The 16,687-nt window shown below is 64.4% G+C and carries 18 protein-coding genes; 12 read left to right on the top strand and 6 right to left on the bottom strand.

The features are described 5' to 3' along the window. Positions 1-109 precede the first annotated feature (109 nt). The 5 genes from BMI91_RS15370 to BMI91_RS15350 all read right to left on the bottom strand — a co-directional run bounded on the left by BMI91_RS15370 (position 110) and on the right by BMI91_RS15350 (position 4,427). Positions 110-496, bottom strand: coding sequence for a DUF302 domain-containing protein (locus tag BMI91_RS15370; protein WP_078522769.1), 387 nt, complete (start codon positions 494-496; stop codon positions 110-112). A 28-nt stretch (positions 497-524) separates the two neighbouring features. After that, positions 525-1,910, bottom strand: a complete 1,386-nt coding sequence (locus tag BMI91_RS15365; protein ID WP_078605797.1) for an MBL fold metallo-hydrolase — start codon at positions 1,908-1,910, stop codon at positions 525-527. A gap of 137 nt (positions 1,911-2,047) precedes the next feature. Beyond that, the gene (locus BMI91_RS15360; RefSeq protein WP_078605796.1) at positions 2,048-3,412 is read right to left on the bottom strand and encodes a sensor histidine kinase; all 1,365 of its coding nucleotides are present in this window, start codon (positions 3,410-3,412) and stop codon (positions 2,048-2,050) included. Further along, positions 3,412-4,077, bottom strand: a complete 666-nt coding sequence (locus BMI91_RS15355) for a response regulator transcription factor (protein WP_078541405.1) — start codon at positions 4,075-4,077, stop codon at positions 3,412-3,414. Before BMI91_RS15355 ends, BMI91_RS15360 begins: the two co-directional genes overlap by 1 nt. Next, positions 4,077-4,427, bottom strand: coding sequence for a PepSY domain-containing protein (locus BMI91_RS15350; RefSeq protein ID WP_078605795.1), 351 nt, complete (start codon positions 4,425-4,427; stop codon positions 4,077-4,079). Before BMI91_RS15350 ends, BMI91_RS15355 begins: the two co-directional genes overlap by 1 nt. A gap of 125 nt (positions 4,428-4,552) precedes the next feature. Here BMI91_RS15350 and BMI91_RS15345 point away from each other — a divergent pair, with 125 nt between their 5' ends. The 9 genes from BMI91_RS15345 (at position 4,553) to BMI91_RS15310 (ending at position 10,762) form a co-directional block, all read left to right on the top strand. After that, positions 4,553-5,023, top strand: coding sequence for a PepSY domain-containing protein (locus BMI91_RS15345; protein ID WP_078522774.1), 471 nt, complete (start codon positions 4,553-4,555; stop codon positions 5,021-5,023). 459 nt (positions 5,024-5,482) lie between these two features. After that, a complete protein-coding gene (locus BMI91_RS15340) occupies positions 5,483-5,950 on the top strand; it encodes a GNAT family N-acetyltransferase (protein WP_078605794.1) in 468 nt (155 codons plus the stop codon). Positions 5,951-6,118: 168 nt separating this feature from the next. Further along, the gene (locus tag BMI91_RS15335) at positions 6,119-7,006 is read left to right on the top strand and encodes a LysR family transcriptional regulator (RefSeq protein ID WP_078605793.1); all 888 of its coding nucleotides are present in this window, start codon (positions 6,119-6,121) and stop codon (positions 7,004-7,006) included. A 106-nt stretch (positions 7,007-7,112) separates the two neighbouring features. After that, complete coding sequence (gene wrbA / locus BMI91_RS15330) at positions 7,113-7,736, top strand: NAD(P)H:quinone oxidoreductase (RefSeq protein ID WP_078605792.1); 624 nt, start codon at positions 7,113-7,115, stop codon at positions 7,734-7,736. Beyond that, on the top strand, positions 7,736-8,374 hold the full coding sequence (locus BMI91_RS15325) for a DsbA family oxidoreductase (RefSeq protein ID WP_078605791.1): 639 nt from the start codon (positions 7,736-7,738) through the stop codon (positions 8,372-8,374). Before wrbA ends, BMI91_RS15325 begins: the two co-directional genes overlap by 1 nt. Positions 8,375-8,386: 12 nt before the next feature. Further along, positions 8,387-8,536, top strand: a complete 150-nt coding sequence (locus BMI91_RS20080) for a hypothetical protein (RefSeq protein ID WP_158522180.1) — start codon at positions 8,387-8,389, stop codon at positions 8,534-8,536. Between the two features lie 23 nt (positions 8,537-8,559). Continuing rightward, positions 8,560-9,057 (top strand): P-loop nucleotide/nucleoside kinase family protein, encoded by a 498-nt coding sequence (locus BMI91_RS15320; protein ID WP_078606069.1) that lies wholly within the window; start codon positions 8,560-8,562, stop codon positions 9,055-9,057. Positions 9,058-9,143: 86 nt separating this feature from the next. Next, entirely contained in the window at positions 9,144-10,043 is a 900-nt protein-coding gene (locus tag BMI91_RS15315; RefSeq protein ID WP_078605790.1) for an EamA family transporter, read from the top strand. 26 nt (positions 10,044-10,069) lie between these two features. Beyond that, complete coding sequence (locus tag BMI91_RS15310; protein WP_093477201.1) at positions 10,070-10,762, top strand: DUF4386 domain-containing protein; 693 nt, start codon at positions 10,070-10,072, stop codon at positions 10,760-10,762. Between the two features lie 70 nt (positions 10,763-10,832). On the opposite strand, the gene BMI91_RS15305 is transcribed toward BMI91_RS15310, so the two are convergent. After that, positions 10,833-11,945, bottom strand: a complete 1,113-nt coding sequence (locus BMI91_RS15305) for a zinc-binding dehydrogenase (RefSeq protein ID WP_078605789.1) — start codon at positions 11,943-11,945, stop codon at positions 10,833-10,835. A gap of 328 nt (positions 11,946-12,273) precedes the next feature. On the opposite strand from BMI91_RS15305, the gene BMI91_RS15300 reads away from it, so the two are divergent. From BMI91_RS15300 to BMI91_RS15290, 3 genes are all read left to right on the top strand, one after another. Further along, the gene (locus BMI91_RS15300) at positions 12,274-13,650 is read left to right on the top strand and encodes an NAD-dependent succinate-semialdehyde dehydrogenase (RefSeq protein ID WP_078605788.1); all 1,377 of its coding nucleotides are present in this window, start codon (positions 12,274-12,276) and stop codon (positions 13,648-13,650) included. Next, positions 13,647-14,261 carry a glutathione S-transferase family protein gene (locus BMI91_RS15295; protein WP_078570525.1) on the top strand — a complete coding sequence of 205 codons (615 nt, stop codon included), beginning with the start codon at positions 13,647-13,649 and terminating at the stop codon, positions 14,259-14,261. The genes BMI91_RS15300 and BMI91_RS15295 overlap by 4 nt, the downstream gene beginning before the upstream one ends. Positions 14,262-14,436: 175 nt before the next feature. After that, positions 14,437-16,080 (top strand): flavin monoamine oxidase family protein, encoded by a 1,644-nt coding sequence (locus BMI91_RS15290; RefSeq protein ID WP_078605787.1) that lies wholly within the window; start codon positions 14,437-14,439, stop codon positions 16,078-16,080. The last annotated feature ends 607 nt before the right edge of the window (positions 16,081-16,687 follow it).

Raw genomic sequence — 16,687 nt, 5'->3', positions numbered from 1 at the left:
TCGGGCCGTGATATCCCGCAAAACGGCTCTCGAATGCAAGGGCTGCGCGGGACGCGCGCGCCGATGACCCCGGCAGCGGAGGAGGCCTCGCTGCCGGGGTCATTCCAGCTCAAAGGGCGTCGATCGCCTTTGCCAGCATGTCGCGCACTTCGCCCGCGACCGATTTCAGCTGCGGATTGTCGATCGCCGTCATCGAGGCCTCCGGATCGATCGCGCAGACGAGGATGTCCGAACCATCCTGCCGCAGAATGACGTTGCAGGGCAGCATCGCGCCGACATTCGGCTCCAGCTGGATCGCCTGATGCGCCATCTTCGGATTGCAGGCGCCGAGGATCAGGTAGCCGGGCATGTCCGCGTCCAGCTTCTTCTTCATCGTGCCCTGCACGTCGATCTCGGTGAGCACGCCGAAGCCCTGTTCCTTGAGGGCTTCGCGGGTCCGGGTGTCGGCCTCTTCCAGCGTGGTATCGGTGAGGCGTTTATCGATGGTGTAGCTCATGGTGTTGGCTCCTTGAGTTGAAAGCGGTTTACGTTTCGACCGGGTAGTCCTGCGCGGACCATGCGCCGAAGCTGCCCGGCACGGCGGAGACGTTCTTGAACCCGGCACGGTGCAGCAGGCTTGCAGCCACGCTGGCACGGTAGCCGCCCTGACAATAGACCGCATAATCGGTCGAACGGTCGAGTTGGTCCATCTCGTCTTCCAGCGTGCCGAGGAAATGGTGGATGGCGCCGGGGATATGGCCGCCGTCCCATTCCTCGTCCTTGCGCACGTCGAGCGGGGTCAGATCGCTGCCCTTCAGCTCCTGCACGGGGACCTGCGGGATATGTGCAAGCGGTCGCCCGGAGGTGCGCCACGCGGCGATGCCGCCGTTCAGGTGGCCTGCGAATTTCGTGAAACCCACGCGCCAGAGACGCAGCACGGCCTCGTCGATGTCGGCAGCTTTTTCGCTCACAAGCGCGATGGGCTTGTCGGGATCGAGCGTCCAGCCCGCCCAGACCGACAGGATCGGCTGCAGCCCGATGTTGATCGAGCCCTCGATAAAGCCGCCGCCGAAGGCGAGCATGTCGCGGATATCGACCAGTTGCACATCGTCTTTCGCGATGAGCGCCTCGAACTCCTCCGGCGTCTTGCCGATGCAGCGCGGCAATCCGTGCATCACCTCGGGGCCCGCCGCGTTCACCTTCTTGAGGCGCGGGTAATGCGTCGGCACCGGCGGGGCGTCCTTCGTCATCTCCTCCTTGAAGGCCTCCAGATCGGTGATCTGGACGTATTTGTTATGGGCTTTCTCATAGGCGATGCTGGTGGACATCCGGTCGCCGATATTCGGCCCGCAGGCCGAGCCCGCGCCGTGGCAGGGATAGACGAGCACGCCCTCGGGCAGTTGCATGTAGAATTCCTGCGTGGTGCGGAAGAGCGCCTCGGTCAGCTCCTCGGTCTTGTCGTCGCCCAGAAGGTCGGGCCGGCCGACCGAATCCACGAAGAAGGAATCCCCGCTCAGCACGCCCCACGGGTCGTCATTCTCCTTCTCGTAGAGCAGGAAGGAGACGTGTTCGGGCGTGTGCCCCGGCGTGTGCCGCGTCTCGAGCGTGAGCTGGCCGAAGGTGAATTTGTCGCCATCGCGGATGCCCTCATGCGCGAAGTCATATTCGGCGCCGCCTTCGACGCTGACGCAAAGCTTGGGCGTGCCATCCAGCCGGTCCACCAATTCGCGCGCGCCCGACAGGAAGTCGGCGTGGATATGGGTCTCGAACACATGGGTGATCGTCAGGCCGAGCGCCTTGGCGCGCTCGATATAGATATCGCAATCCGGGCGGGGATCGACGACGGCGGCGGTGCCGCTGCCGGTGTCGCCCAACAGGTAGGAGCACTGGGCGATCCCTTCCGCAAGGATCTGTTCAAAACGCATGGTCATGTCATTTGCCTCCGAATTTCCGTCCGTTCGGGATTGCCGGAGAAATGCGCCGCGATCGATTCATGTTCCAAAACTTGAATATGTAGGCAGGACATCGCTCATAAACGATGCGTGAGGATGATGCGCGTTTCAGGTGTTCAGGGGCGGCGCGTCCCGGGAACGCCAGCGCGGGCGTCTGGAAGGATTAGCGTCACACGCAGCCCGGTCTCGGCATTCGCGATGCTCAGCGTACCGCCGACGGCCTGCGCGATCTCGGCACTGATCGACAGTCCCAAACCATGACCGCTTTCATCGGCGCGCGCGCCGCGTTTCTGAAGATGCTCGATGCGGTCCGCCGAGATGCCCGGGCCATCGTCCTGCACGTCGATGGCGATCATTTCCGCCCGTCGGCTTGCGCGGATCGTGACCTGCGACGTGGCATGGCGGCTGGCATTCTCGATCAACGCCCCGAGCGCTTCGGCAAGATCACTGGCGTCGAGCGTCACCTGCAGATCCTCGGGCACGGCGATATCCCACTCCACCGCGCTGCCCGTGGGGGTGCGCCGGATCACCGAGACAATCTGCTGCACGACAGGGGCCACCGTGGCTTTGTCTTTCACCACGCGCCCCGCGAGGCGCGACCGGGTCAATTCGCGGTCGACATGGCGGCGCATCGCTTCGGCAATTTCCTCGATGGCGGCGGCAGGCTCGGTCTGGCCGGTCTGGCGCAGCCGGTCGGCCTCGCCCATCAGCGCCTGCAGCGGCGTTTTGAACCCGTGCGCGAGATCGGCGGCGCGGTGGCGCGCGCGGTCCAGCTCGGCCTCGCGGGCGTCGATCAGCGCGTCGACCTCATTCGCGAGGGGCTGCACCTCTTTCGGGAAATCGCTGCCGAGCCGGCGCTGTTCGCCCGAGCGCACGGCGAGCACGCGGCGGCCCACTTCCGAAAGGGGCCGCAGGCCAAAGAAAAGTTGAACCCATCCGGCAACGATCAGAGCGGCTGCGAGGATAGCGTTATAGGGCAGCAGTTCCTTGAGAAAATCGTTGCGCGCCTGATCCAGATCGACCGTCGTCAGCGCGACCGCCGCGCGCACTTGGCTCCCGCCCAGCGAGGGTGGCAGGGTCACGCTGCGCTCTAGCGTCAGAAGGGTGTCGCCTGTCTGGTCGGGAAGACGATGCACGTGGATATGTCCGTCGGGCAGCTCATCGGGCGGTAGCGGCAGCGCGTAATCCCAAAGCGAGCGCGACCGCAGCAGCGTGTCGCCGAGGTCGATCTGCCAATAAAGCCCGCTGAGAGGTTGATCGAACCGCGGATCGGCGGGCGGCGTCTGCAGCGCCAGCCTCCCGTCGGCATCGCGTCCGAGCGCTGCCACGACCTGATCGAGTTGCACCGACAGTTCGGCCTCGGCCCGGCGCTGAACATGGGCGGCAAACAGCGCCGTAAGCGCGGCGGAGGCAATCGCCAGCGCCAGCACCACCGCGAGCGCGCCGCCAAGCGCGAGCCGGAGGCGCAGCGACAACCGCATCACGCGCCGCCGCCTTCGAGGAAATAGCCAAAGCCGCGCCGCGTGCCGATCACGCCGGGGCCCAGCTTACGGCGCAGCCGCGCCACGAGCGCCTCCAGCGCATTGGCCTCGCGCGAGTCGTCATCGCCATAGAGATGTTCGAGCAGTTCCGTCGGCGGCACGACGCGGTCGCGATGCAGCATCAGGTAGGAGAGCAGCCGGAATTCCAGCGCCGTCGCCGCGATGGGCACACCGCGGATAGATACGCTCATCCGGTTCGCGTCGAGCGTCAACTCGCCCACGCTCTGGTTCGACGAGGCCCGCCCGGCGGAGCGCCGGATCAGGGCACGCGCCCGGGCGACCAGTTCCTCCATTCGGAACGGTTTGGGCAGGTAGTCATCCGCGCCCGCGTCGATTCCCTCGACCCGCTCGGTCCAGGCGCCGCGCGCGGTCAGCACCAGCACCGGCATCTCGCGATCATTGGCGCGCCATTTCTTGAGGATGCTCAGCCCGTCCATCTTCGGCAGGCCCAGATCGAGAATGACGAGGTCGTAATCTTCGGTATCGCCCAGAAACCACGCATCAAGCCCGTCCGCGCAGGTCTCGACGAGAAATCCCGCCGCCTCGAGCGCAGCCTTGAGATCCGCCGCGATCCTCTGGTCGTCCTCGACCGCCAATACGCGCATTACTTGTCCCCGTCGCGCTCGCTGTCTTCGGGACTACCAATCGGCAAACCGGTCGCCGCGTCAACCTCAAGCTCGATGATCCGGCCTTCCGGGGTGATCAGCTTGAGCTCGTAGATATAGTGACCGTCATCCGATTCGAGATCCAGCTTGATGACGCGGCCGCCGAAACGGTTGCGCACGCCGCCGAGGATTTTCGACAGCGGAAGGATCTCTTCACGCTCGACCGCGCTGCGCGCCCGGTCGTGATCCGAGCCGCCTCGGCCCGAGCCGCCTCCGCCGCCCGCGCGATCGGCGAGGGCGGGCGTGGCCGTGGCCAGCGAAAGAAGGAGGAGGGTCGTGAGCGTTTTCATGCGGCTTTCCTAGCGCAAACAAGCTGACAGAACGCTGACAAAGCCCGTCAGTACGGCGTCAGAGTGATTCTGCCAATGTCGTCTCATCCGGGCAACTCGCCCCTATCCGATCACAGGAGTTAAAGATGAAACGCACTCTTCTCTTCACCGCCGCCCTCGGTGCCGCTGTCGGCGCATTCAGCCTCGGTGCCGCACAGGCGCAGGGTCCTGGTGGCAATGGGAATGGTGGCGGCGGGCAGTCGGGCGGTCAGGTCATGCTGCCGCAGAAGAATGCCACGCAGACCAAGTCCCAGAACCGCGAGACCTACGAATACCGGAACGAATATCGCAACTCGTATCGCAATGGCGAGTCCGAGGGCGAATATGGCATGCCGTCGAACTACCGCGAGGAAGTTCGCAACATGAATCAGGCGCGCGAGCAGTGGAAGAAGATGGACGAGGTCGCCAGCGACCTGCGTGCCGAGGGCTACCAGATCAGCAAGATGGAGATGGAGCGCTACAGCTACGAAGCCAAGGTCCGCGATCGCGACGGTCGTCGGCTTGAGTTGAAGCTCGACCCGGTGTCGGGCGAGATCATCGGCTCCGAGCTGGACTGATGAGCAAAGGAGAGGCCAGTCGGGTCTGAGGCCCTTTCGTCCGCTTCGGATACTGAGGGCTGGTGGCGGGATTCGCCACCGCCCACCTGACACTCGAGTTGAGTGTCCTACATTTGGGAGGCGTGCACCTCGCGGGCCACTCCCATCACGAACACCTCGCGAGAGCCATGGTCACCGGCCGCAAACACGCCTGACCTGAGCCGCGGGGTATCGAGCGAGCTTTGTTGTGCCGTCCCCACACCCCTCACAAAGCTCGCTCGATTATTCTCCAAAGCTCCGAAACGGTGAATATTCGAGCGCCGCTGTCTGATGGTCGGTCGCTCGGGCCTGCCCGCACCTTGGACATGGACGCAGTTGCGGGGCCCCTCCGGTTGACCCGGACTGGACTTTTGTGTCAGGCACGCGACCTTTCATGAGGACCCTCGGCGCACGTGCCGGGCCCAGCCGAAGGAAGGACATATGGCACTTACCCTGCGCCGCAACCGCGACCGCGATCTGGCACCCTTGGCAGCAATGCTGTCGGACGCCGAAATCCCGTTGCTCAATCCCAATGCGAAAGTCCCTTTCGACGAGATGGAATGGCATCAGAAGTGGCTCGGAGACCGCGAAGATGTCTCCTTCTACCTGCAGGATGCCGCGGGGCGAGATGTGGGTTTCTTCGCGCTGCGTGAGGGTGTCGGGCCGGAAGTGCGGCACCTGACCTATGTCTATCTCGTCGAAGAGGCACGCGGAGGCGCCGCTGCGGAGCTGACGAGCCATGTGGAGCAGGCGGCGCGCGACCTCGGGGCGCTGACCCTGACCTTGAAGGTGGAAGTCGACAACGCGCCAGCCCACAACGCCTATCTCTCGGCTGGCTATGAGGAGCTGTCGCGGCGGCAGGGCATGGCCACGATGCGGCTGGATCTGGAGGAGCGGCCCACCGAGTGAGCGGGCCCTCCGGTCGCAGTTTTGGGCCGCGGTCGTGAAGGTCGCCTTCGTCTCCCGCGATGCACCCTGCGGCTTCGGCAATTGCCGTCGCTCTCTGCGAGGGCGTTCGCGTGCCGCGAAATTCGTGCTATTCGGAGCGCTACCTGACCGCCCCGAGGGTTTTCCGAAATGGACAAGCTTTCCGTCATGCAAGCCTTCCGCCGCATTGTCGAGCGCGGCAGTTTCGCGCGCGCGGCGGAGGATCTCGGGGTGTCGCCCGCGCTTTTGAGCCGCGAGATCAAGCTGCTGGAAGAAAGCCTCGGGAGCTCGCTGCTGACACGCACGACGCGCTCGATGTCTCTGACCGATGCCGGGCGTGTCTACTACGACGAGGCGAGCGGCATCCTCGACGCGGTGACCTCGGTCGAGACGCGTATCCGCGACGGGGCCGGGGCTGTGCGCGGGCATCTGAAAGTGAACGCCTCGAGCTCTTTCGGGCAGACGGTGATCTCCCCGATCCTGCCGGAGTTTCTGGAGGCGCATCCCGATCTGCGGCTGTCGCTCTCGCTCGATGACCGAGTGGTCGACATGGTGGAGGGCGGGTTCGATGTCTCGATCCGCATCCGACCGGCGATGCCGGACTCGGCTCTGGTCGCGCGCAAGATCGGCACCATGCGTCAGCGCATCTTCGCTTCGCCTGCCTATCTCGCGCAGGCCGGCAGTCCCGAGCGACCGGAGGATATCGCGGGGCATAGGGTCATCGGCTTCCTGCTGGCCGACCATCTGACGAAATGGGCGCTGCACGGGCCGTCCGGGGCCACCACGCTAGATCTCGATCCCGCCATTCGCGTGGGCAACAGTCTCGTGCTGCGCGATCTGCTGATCGCGGGACAAGGCATCGGCACCTTGCCGGATTTCGTCTCGAACGATCCCGAGGCGCGCGGCGATCTGGTGCGCGTCCTGCCCGAGTGGGAACTGCCCGCACCGGAGATTTTCGCCGTGACGGCCTCGCGGCTGGGCATGGATGCGAAAGTGACGGCGTTTCTCGATCACCTGCGGGCGGCGATGGCGCCCTGACATTCTTCAACCGGCGTAAAGAGTGATTTGCGCCTCGGCCGCTTATTCCGACGCGGCTGATCCGCGATCTTCTCGGGCAATGAAACCCATGCCCTGAGAGGATCCAATGACCCGCGTTCTCGTTCTCTATTATTCCAGCTACGGCCATGTCCGTGCGCTCGCCCAAGCCGAGGCGGAGGGCGCACGCAGCGTGCCTGGCACGCATGTCGATCTGCGCCGCGTTCCCGAAACCCTGCCTGACGATATCCGGCAGAAGGCTGGCTTCGCCGCCGACGACACACCCGTTGCGACCCCCGCCGATCTCGAAGCCTATGATGCGATCATCTTCGGCACGCCCACGCTGTTCGGGATGATGGCCGGTCAGGTGAAGTCCTTCCTCGATCAGGCGGGCGGGCTCTGGGCGCGCAATGCGCTGGTCGGCAAGGTCGCCGCCGTGTTCACCTCCACCGGATCGCAGCATGGCGGGCACGAGGCGACGCTGCTTTCCACGCAGATTCCGCTGCAGCATTTCGGGATGCTCATCGCCGGGATGCCCTACACTTTTGCTGATCAGACGCGGGCCGACGGTATCGTCGGCGGTGCGCCCTACGGCGCCGGCACGATCGCCGGGGCGGACGGATCACGGACACCGACCGAAACCGATCTCGCGGGTGCACGGTTTCAGGGCGCCCATGTCGCGCGCATCGCGGCGCGGCTGGCAGGGGCCGCTCTGAACGAGGAGGCCGCGTGATGCCCAAGCTCACCATCGATTTCTTTCACGACGTGGTCTGCTGCTGGTGTTTCAACATCTCGTCGCGGATGCGCAGCCTCGCCGCCGAGTTCGATCTCGACATCCGGCATCGCACATTCGTCCTGCAGGCAGACCGCGCCGAAATGGCTGCGCGCTGGGGCTCCCCCGAAGCCGCCCGTGAGACCATCCTCGGGCATTGGGCGGTCTGTAGAGAGGTCAGCGACCGACCGGAGCTTGTCGATATCGCGGCCATGCGGGCCGCTGATTTCGACTATCCGCACGGGATGACCGCCGCGCTCGGATGCAAGGCCGCGGAGGCGCTGGGCGGGCAGGGCGCCCATTGGGAGATGTTCGACCGGCTGCAGCGCGCGCATCTCACCGAGGCCCGCAACATCGCCGATCCGGTCATCGTGCGCGACGTCGCGCGAAGCCTCGGGTTCGAGGCGGCGGCCTTCGCAGAGGCGTTCGACGATCCGGCCACCACCGAAGCCGTCGAAGCCGATCGGCAACGCGCCCGCGCGCTTCAGGTCCGCTCCATTCCCGCGCTGATCGTCCGGGAAACCGGTGCGCGGCTCGTGAACGGGACGCGTGAAGACCTCGCGGCACAGCTGCGCAGCTCGCTGAAACTCGTCGCCTGAGGAGTGCCCCTGATGAAGATCCGTTTGTTGTTCCGTGGTCTCCGGCATCGGCGCTTCCATCCGCGACGCGTGCCGCGCGATCTCTCGCCCTATCTGATGCGCGATATCGGGCTCGAGCCCTGGCCCGAGCGTCCCTGTCTCTCGCCGCGCCACTTTCTGTGAACGACCCGACCGAAGGTGCCAAAATGACCTATCCATCTCCGACCCTCTACATGCTGTGCGGCAAGATCGCCTCTGGCAAATCCAGTCTGGCGGCACGCTTGGCGCGTGCGCCCGGAACGGTACTCATCGCCGAGGACGAGTGGCTCCATGTGCTTTTCGCCGATGCGTTGCGGTCACCGTCCGATTACGTCGACTATTCTTCGAGGCTCCGGCGGGTCGTCGCGTCGCATGTGGTGAAACTGCTGAATGCGGGGCTTTCGGTGGTCCTCGATTTCCCGGCGAATACCGTCACGCAGCGGGACTGGTTGCGCGGTATCCTCGACCAGACCGATGCGGCGCATCAGCTTTATGTGCTCGACGTGTCCGATGCTATGTGCCTGGCGCGGATGCAGGCGCGCAATCATCGCGGGGATCACCCGTTCGAGATCTCCGAAGCCCAGTTTCGTCAGTTCACCCGCCATTTCGTCGAACCCACGCCTGAGGAGGGTTTCCATGAGGTGAGGCATTCAGAAGGGCCCTAACGCGGCGCACCGATACCGCCCCGAGGCCCCGTCTTCTCTCTCTCTCTCTCTCTCTCGCGCGCTTCTCCCTGAATACGAGTCACCCAATGTCACGCACCACCGATATTCTTCTTACGGCGCTCGCCCCGGCTATCTGGGGGAGCACCTATCTCGTCACCACCGAGGCGCTGCCCGCTGGCTACCCCATTACGCTTGCGGCGCTGCGCGCCTTGCCTGCGGGGGGGTTGATGCTCGCACTCACGCGATCGCTGCCGCCGCGTGCATGGCTTGGCCGCACGTTCCTCCTCGGCAGCCTGAACTTCGCCCTGTTCTGGAGCCTTCTCTTCGTGGCGGCATATCGTCTGCCCGGCGGGGTCGCGGCGACGCTCGGCTCGCTGCAGGCGATGATGGTTATCCTCATGGCGCGCGGCTGGCTTGGCACGCCGGTGCGCGCCGGGGCGGTTGCCGCTGCGGCGACGGGTGTGCTGGGCGTCGCGCTTCTTCTGCTGGGGCCAGAGGCCGCGCTCGATCCCGTGGGTGTGATCGCGGGTATTGGCGGGGCCGCGTCGATGGCGGCGGGCACCGTGCTGAGCCGCAAATGGCAGCTGCCTGTCTCGGCGCTGAGTTTCACCGGCTGGCAACTGACAGCAGGTGGGCTGATCCTGCTGCCGCTGGCTTTGATCGTCGAGCCGTCGCTGCCGCCGCTGACCGCGCTGAACCTGTCAGGTCTGATCTGGCTTGGCCTGATCGGGGCGGGCGCGACCTATGCGATCTGGTTCCGGGGCATTGCCCGTCTCGAGCCCGGCGCGGTTTCGATGCTGGGGATGATGAGCCCGGTCACGGCGGTCACCCTTGGCTGGCTCTGGCTGGGGCAGGGCCTGTCGTTGCTCCAGATGAGCGGCGCAGCTATCGTTCTGATCTCGGTCTGGGCCGGGCAGCGCGCGAACCGTCCGCAGGTTGCCAATAGCTTCCGCCCGTCGCACGTGGCGCAATCGAGAGCGGCGTGAGCGTCAATCAACGGAGGAGCTTCCTCGTGGCCCAGCTTTCCCTGACGGACGACCTGATCCGAAAGTCGCGCCTCGCCGGGCTGCTATATCTCATCATCATCGTCATGGGGCTCGGCGCGGAGCTTGGGCTGCGCGCTCCGCTGATCGACCTTTCAGATGCCGCAGGCACGGCCGCAGCGATACTGGCGGCGCCGGGCCAGTTCCGGCTGGCGATCATCGCCGATCTGGTCATGGCGCTGAGCGATGCGGGGCTTGCCGTCTTGCTCTATCTGATTTTTCGCAGCGTCGCTCCGGGTCTTGCTCTATCTGCGATGGTATTTCGGCTGGTTCAGGCCGTCCTCATCGCGGCAAATCTGATGGCCTTGCAGACGGCCTGGCTGCTTCTGTCAAACGCCCATGATGTGGCCGACGCTCAGTCGCTGGCGCTGATCTTTCTCGAGCTGCATGGCCATGGCTACGATCTCGGGCTGGTCTTCTTCGGTGTGAACAGCCTGATGATGGGCGTTCTGGTCTGGCGCTCGGGCCTCTTCGCGAAAGCCTTCGGGGTGGGGCTCGCGCTGGCCGGTCTGGTCTATCTGATTGGCAGCGGAATACGGTTTCTCGCCCCCGACCTCTCGGCGGCTTTCGCTCCGGCATACGGGGTGACGATCCTCGCAGAGACTGCGTTCTGCCTCAGGCTACTTTTTCCGCCGCGCCGACACGGGCGGAGCGTGAGCTGACCAAGGTCCGTTCTCGCGACTGCCGGCGAAGCGGCCCGGAACCGATCCGGGCCACTTCGGCGATGCATCATCAGGACCAGGGGGTCACGAGGTATTTCTCTCCGGTCTTCATCTTCCGGTAATCGGTCACGGCTTCCTTTGTCAGCATCTCGTCGAGATTGACGTGCGTCTTGTAATGGCTGGCGAAGGTGGTGGTGAGATTGTCGCGCACGCGCTTGCGCATGCGGCCGACGGTTTCTTGCCCCGCCGCTTGCAGGAACGGGAACAGCAGCCAGCCCGACAGCGTCCAGCCGAAGCCATAGCTCGGGGAAAGCGTCGTCGGACCGGTGTCGAGCCGACCGTAGATGAACATCCGCTTGGGCTGGTTCGAGCCGTAGCGCGAGTATTCCGTCATCCGGCTCACCGCGACCTGCTCCATCGCCTTGAAGGCGTTGTCGACCGCGTGGCCGCCGCCGATCGGGTCGAAGCCGTAGAACGCGCCGGTGTCGTCGATCGCGGCGCTGAGTTTCTGCATGAAGTCATCCTGCGACGAGTTCACGACATGGGTCGATCCGATCTTCTCGAGCAGATCGACCTGATCGTCCTTGCGCACGATATTGACCAGTCCGAGCCCGTCCTCCTGACAGATGCGGGTCAGCATCTGGCCGAGGTTCGACGCCCCGACCGTGTGCAGGATCGCGTCCTGCTTATCCATCTTGGCGTTCTCGGCGAACCCCAGCGCGGTCATCGGATTGACGAAGGCGCTCGCGCCCTCCTCGGAGGAGTGATCGCCCAGCGGCAGGCACATCTGCGCATCGGCGATGCAATATTGGCTGTAGGCGTTGCCCGGCACGCAGGACACGCGTTGTCCCATCAGCGCCTTGGCCGCGTCGCTGTCACCGGTCGCGACAACGGTGCCTGCACCTTCGTTCCCGGCGGGCAGCTTGAGGCCGTGCCGTGCTTTCGAACCCGCGTTGAACGGCTCGGGCATCTTGGCCACGAATTTGCCGGGGGAATATTCCGCGTTCTCCATATCCGCCGCGCCGACGAGGATGGCGAGGTCCGACGGATTGATCGGGGCCGCCTCCATCTTCACGAGGACCTGATTGCCGGTCGGATCGGGGAAGTCCACGTCCTCGATCGCGACGGTGAGCGTACCGTCTGCCTCCAGCGTCGTGAACAGTTGCTTGCCAGTGGTCGCCATGTCGATCTCCAGATTTGAATGTCGTCGGGAAAAGGTTGGTTCACGCCCAGGGGTTTCCGAGGGCGCGCTTGCTTTGCCAGATAGAGCGCCCTGCGTCCGAGGCGACCGCAAAGCGTGCAGCGAAAAGGCGCGCGGCTACGTTCCGCTGCGTCTTTTCCGGGGTCTTCAAATGCTTGGCCCCGGGTGAGAGCGACAAGGCCGGGCTTGAGACAAGTTTTCGTGGTCAGCGGTGACCGTTTCGCGGGCCGAAAGACGCCGCGTTACTGTCGCGGGCGCTGGAACCCCTGACTGCGGTGCAAGTTTCCCTGGTGAAATCGAAGGAGTTCTCATGTCCACGATCACCACCACCAACCCTGCGACGGGCGAGACGATCCAGACCTATCCGCTGATGTCCGAGCAGGAGGCCGTCGAGAAACTCGAGGCCGCGCAGTCCGCTTTTCTGGAGTGGCGCAAGCTGTCCCATTCCGAACGCGCGCCCTACCTGACCAAGATCGCCGCGAAGCTCCGCGAGAATGCGGAGGAGCTGGCCGCGCTGATGACGCGCGAGACCGGCAAGCTTCTGAAGGACGGCAAGGCCGAGGTCGAGATCTGCGCCGCGATCTTTGAATATACCGCGAAGACCGGGCCCGACGCGCTCGCCGACGAGGAACGCACCCACGGCGCTAACGGATCGCGTGGTGTCGTCACCTTTCAGCCGATCGGCGTGATCTACTCGATCCAGCCGTGGAACTTCCCGCTCTATCAGCCGGTGCGCGTATTGGCGGCGAACCTGATGGCGGGCAACGCCTGCGTGCTCAAACATGCGAGCATCTGCACCGGCTCCGGGCTGCGCCTGCGCGAGCTATGCATCGAGGCCGGGCTGCCGGAGGATCTGTTCCAGGTCATCCTGATCGACCACGAGACCAGCGACAATCTGATCGAGCATCCGCTGGTGCGCGGTGTGACCCTGACCGGCAGCGACGGCGCGGGTCGGCATGTGGGTAGCGTGGCGTCGAAGGCGCTGAAGAAGACCGTGTTGGAGCTGGGATCGAACGACGCTTATCTCGTGCTGGAAGATGCCGATATCGAAACGGCGGTGAAATTTTCGCTGATGGGGCGGCTGTATAACAACGGCGAGACTTGCGTGTCGGCGAAGCGCTTTGTCGTGGCGGACAAGGTCTATGACACCTTCGTCGAGGCCTTCGTCGAGCAGATGAAGGCGGTGAAGATGGGCGATCCCACGAAAGACGACACCCAGCTTGGTCCGCTGTCCAGCGAGGATCAGTTCGAAACCGTGAAGGAGCAGGTGGAGCAGAGCCTCGCCAAGGGTGCAAAGGCTCTTTGCGGTGGCGAGGCCCCGGGCGGCACCGGCGCCTATTACCCCGCGACGGTGCTGGTCGACGTGGTCCCCGGCATGCCCGCCTATGATGACGAAATCTTCGGTCCCGTCGCTGCGGTGATCCGCGCCAAGGATGACGAGGATGCGATGCGCATCGCCAATGATAGCCGCTATGGCCTTGGCGGCGGGATCTTCAGCAAGGATGAAGACCGCGCCCTCAAACTCGCCCGCGATCACTTCGACACCGGGATGGTCCGGATCAACTCCTTCGGGACCGCCGATCCGAACATGCCCTTCGGCGGGGTGAAGGATTCCGGTTACGGGCGAGAGCATGGCGGCTTCGGCATGAAGGAATTCGTCAACGCCAAGGCGGTGTTCCTGCCATGATCACGCTTCACGCTCTGCACTATTCCCGCGCGACCCGGGTGCTGTGGCTGCTCGCCGATCTTGGCGAGCCTTGCCACCGGGTCGATTATCAGCGCACCGAGAATTTTCGCGCGCCGGAGGCCCTGTCCCGGGTTCACCCCTTGGGCAAGTCTCCGGTGATCGAGGACGGCAATCGGATACTCGCGGAGTCCGCGACGATCCTTCGCTACCTCGTCGCGAAATACGGCGACGAGACCCACACACCGCCGCGGGGCACTCCGGAATTCTGGCAGCACGAGGAGCTCCTCGATTACGTCGAGAGCTCCTTCGCCGAGGTCGTGCTGCAAGCGATTTTGCCAGCCTTTCGCGACAAGCCGGTCCCCGCTCAGGCGCAGGCGGCGCTTGATGCCCATCTCAATTTCATCGCACGGGCGATCGGTACGGGGCCTCTGCTGTTCGGCGACAAGGCGATGCTGGCCGATATCCAGATGTCCTATGTCATTGCCTTGTTGGCGCGGTTCGACCTGCTCGCGGATCATCCGAAGGTCGCGGCCTATTGGGCGGCGCTGCGAGCGCAGCCGGGATACATCGCGGCGACGGAAGCCGCCGGCCCGATGGCGCCTCCCGGGTGAGAGCCGTCGCGGATTTCGCTGCGGTGACTCGGGCTTGAAAGGCCGGATCGATCTGGTCAACCCGCCGGCCCGAGCGCCCGCGGAATGCCCGCTTGCAGACCCTGACATTCTCGTAGAGGTCTTCTTTACCGCATCCATCGGGTTGCGGTGACGACTGGCGGAGCAGGAGACAGCTATGCAGCAATTGACAGCCTTTGGACCGGATTTCCCCTTTTCCTACGAGGACTGGATCAGTCATCCCGCGGGTCTCGGCACGGTTCCGAAGAATGTACTTGGCGCGCCGGTCGCCATCATCGGTGCCGGAGCGGCCGGGGTAATCGCGGCCTACGAATTGATGAAGCTGGGACTGCGACCGGTGGTTTACGAGTCCTCTCAGTTCGGCGGGCGGTTGCGCTCGCAGAGCTTCGAAGGAACGGATGGGGTCGTGGCGGAGCTTGGCGGTATGCGCTTCCCCGTCTCCTCGCGCGGGTTCTACCACTATGTCGATCTTGTCGGATGCGAGAGCCGACCCTTTCCCAACCCGCTGACGCCCGCCGCCGGGTCGACCGTCATCGAGCTCGAAGGCCAACGACATTTCGCCCGCAGCCTCGAGGACCTGCCCGAGCAATACCATCAGATCGCAGAGGCCTATGACGAAGCGCTGCGCAGCCAGGCGGCTTTTCCCGACCTGCAAGCCGCGGTGCGCGCCAAGGACATTGGGGCCATCAAGGCGATCTGGGATCCGCTCGTCCAAGATTGGGACGAGCGCACCTTCTACGATTTCGTGGCCCATTCCGACGCGTTCCAGAAGCTCGATTTCTCGCACCGGGAGATTTTCGGTCAGGTCGGCTTCGGCACTGGCGGCTGGGACTCGGATTTCCCGAACTCGATGCTGGAGATCCTGCGGGTGAACCTGCTCGGGCTCGACGACGATCAGCGCTACATCGTGGGCGGGGTGGAAACTGTCCTGCATCGCCTGTGGAACGCAGCGCCTGCCTGCGCGCATTGGCCCGAAGGCACGACGCTGGCGAGCCTGCATGGCGGTGCGACGCGCAGCCGGGCGACCGCCCTGAGCCGCGCAGGCGAGATGATCCGGCTTCGCGACCAATGGGGCAACGAGAACGACTATGCGGCGGTGCTGGCGACCTGCCAGACGCACCTGCTGACGACGGCGATCGAGACCGAAGAGGATCTGTTCGATCAGAAGATGTGGATGGCGCTCGACCGGACCCGCTACATGCAGGCTGCGAAAACCTTCGTCATGACCGACCGGCCGTTCTGGAACGACATCGATCCGGAAACCGGCGAGCCGCTGATGTCGATGACGCTGACCGACCGGCTGACGCGCGGCACCTATTTCTTCGACAACGGACCCGACCGGCCCGGTGTGATCTGTCTCAGCTACGCTTGGATGAGCGACGCGCTCAAGGTGCTGCCGCTTAGTGCGGAGCGCCGGGTCGAACTGTCGCTGCAGGCGCTGGGCAAAATCTACCCCGGCGTCGACATTGCCTCGCATATCCGCGGCCAGCCGATCTGCGTGAGCTGGGAGGCGGACGAAAACTTCCTCGGGGCCTTCAAGGGCGCCCTGCCGGGGCACTATCGTTACAACCACCGCATCTATGGCCATTTCATGCAGCAAGACATGGCCGCAAGCCAGAAGGGCGTTTTCCTCGCCGGGGACGGTGTAAGCTGGACCCCCGCCTGGGTCGAAGGTGCGGTGCAGACGTCGCTCAATGCGGTGTGGGGGATCATGACGCATCTCGGGGGCAGCAGCCCCGCGGCAAACCCCGGTCCCGGCGACCTCTATCCCGAGCGCGGGCCGATCAGGTTGGCCGATTGATTCAAAGGGCCCACGCGGCATGAATGTCATGCGCCGTGGGTCAGGTGTTCTGTTCTCAGGAAGAGGCCGCCACTGGGGATGCATGCCGACCAATAGACCCTGAGCCTAGCTCTGGCTCGGCGTCTTCATCGCATTGATGGCGGTGCGATTCCGTTCATTTCGCTGGTGACTCGGTTGGTTTGGTGTGCTGCCCTTGGGGCATGGTCCTCAGGAGGTTTCGCGGGGGTGGGTGATTTGCGCAAGATTCTTCCCTGCGCTGGTTTGGTGTGAATTGGGTGCCTTTGCGGTGCGATCTAAAGCGTAGCGATTTCAGTGGTTTGGTGAGTTCTTTCGAGAAAAGTGACAGTTTTTCGAAAAAGGCACTTGCGACTCCGCGGAGTGATCCGTAAATACCGCCTCACCGAAGCGGCACACACCGCAACGGGGCGCCGGAAGGGATCGCAAGAGACTGAAGGCGAAGGAAATTTTGGAGATACGGTTGGCAGGCGCGCCCCAAGGGATTGAGGCGAGGCCGGTTGATTTTGTCTCCGCGCTCTTTGACATTGATAGATATCTGAAGAGATATGCGGGCGGTTTGGTCGATGATCGATGCGGACCGGAGCATATC

This window comes from Thioclava sediminum (assembly GCF_002020355.1).
Taxonomy (GTDB): domain Bacteria; phylum Pseudomonadota; class Alphaproteobacteria; order Rhodobacterales; family Rhodobacteraceae; genus Thioclava; species Thioclava sediminum.
The sequence above is the reverse complement of the archived record's forward strand: the minus strand, read 5'-3'. Positions and strand labels throughout refer to the sequence as shown.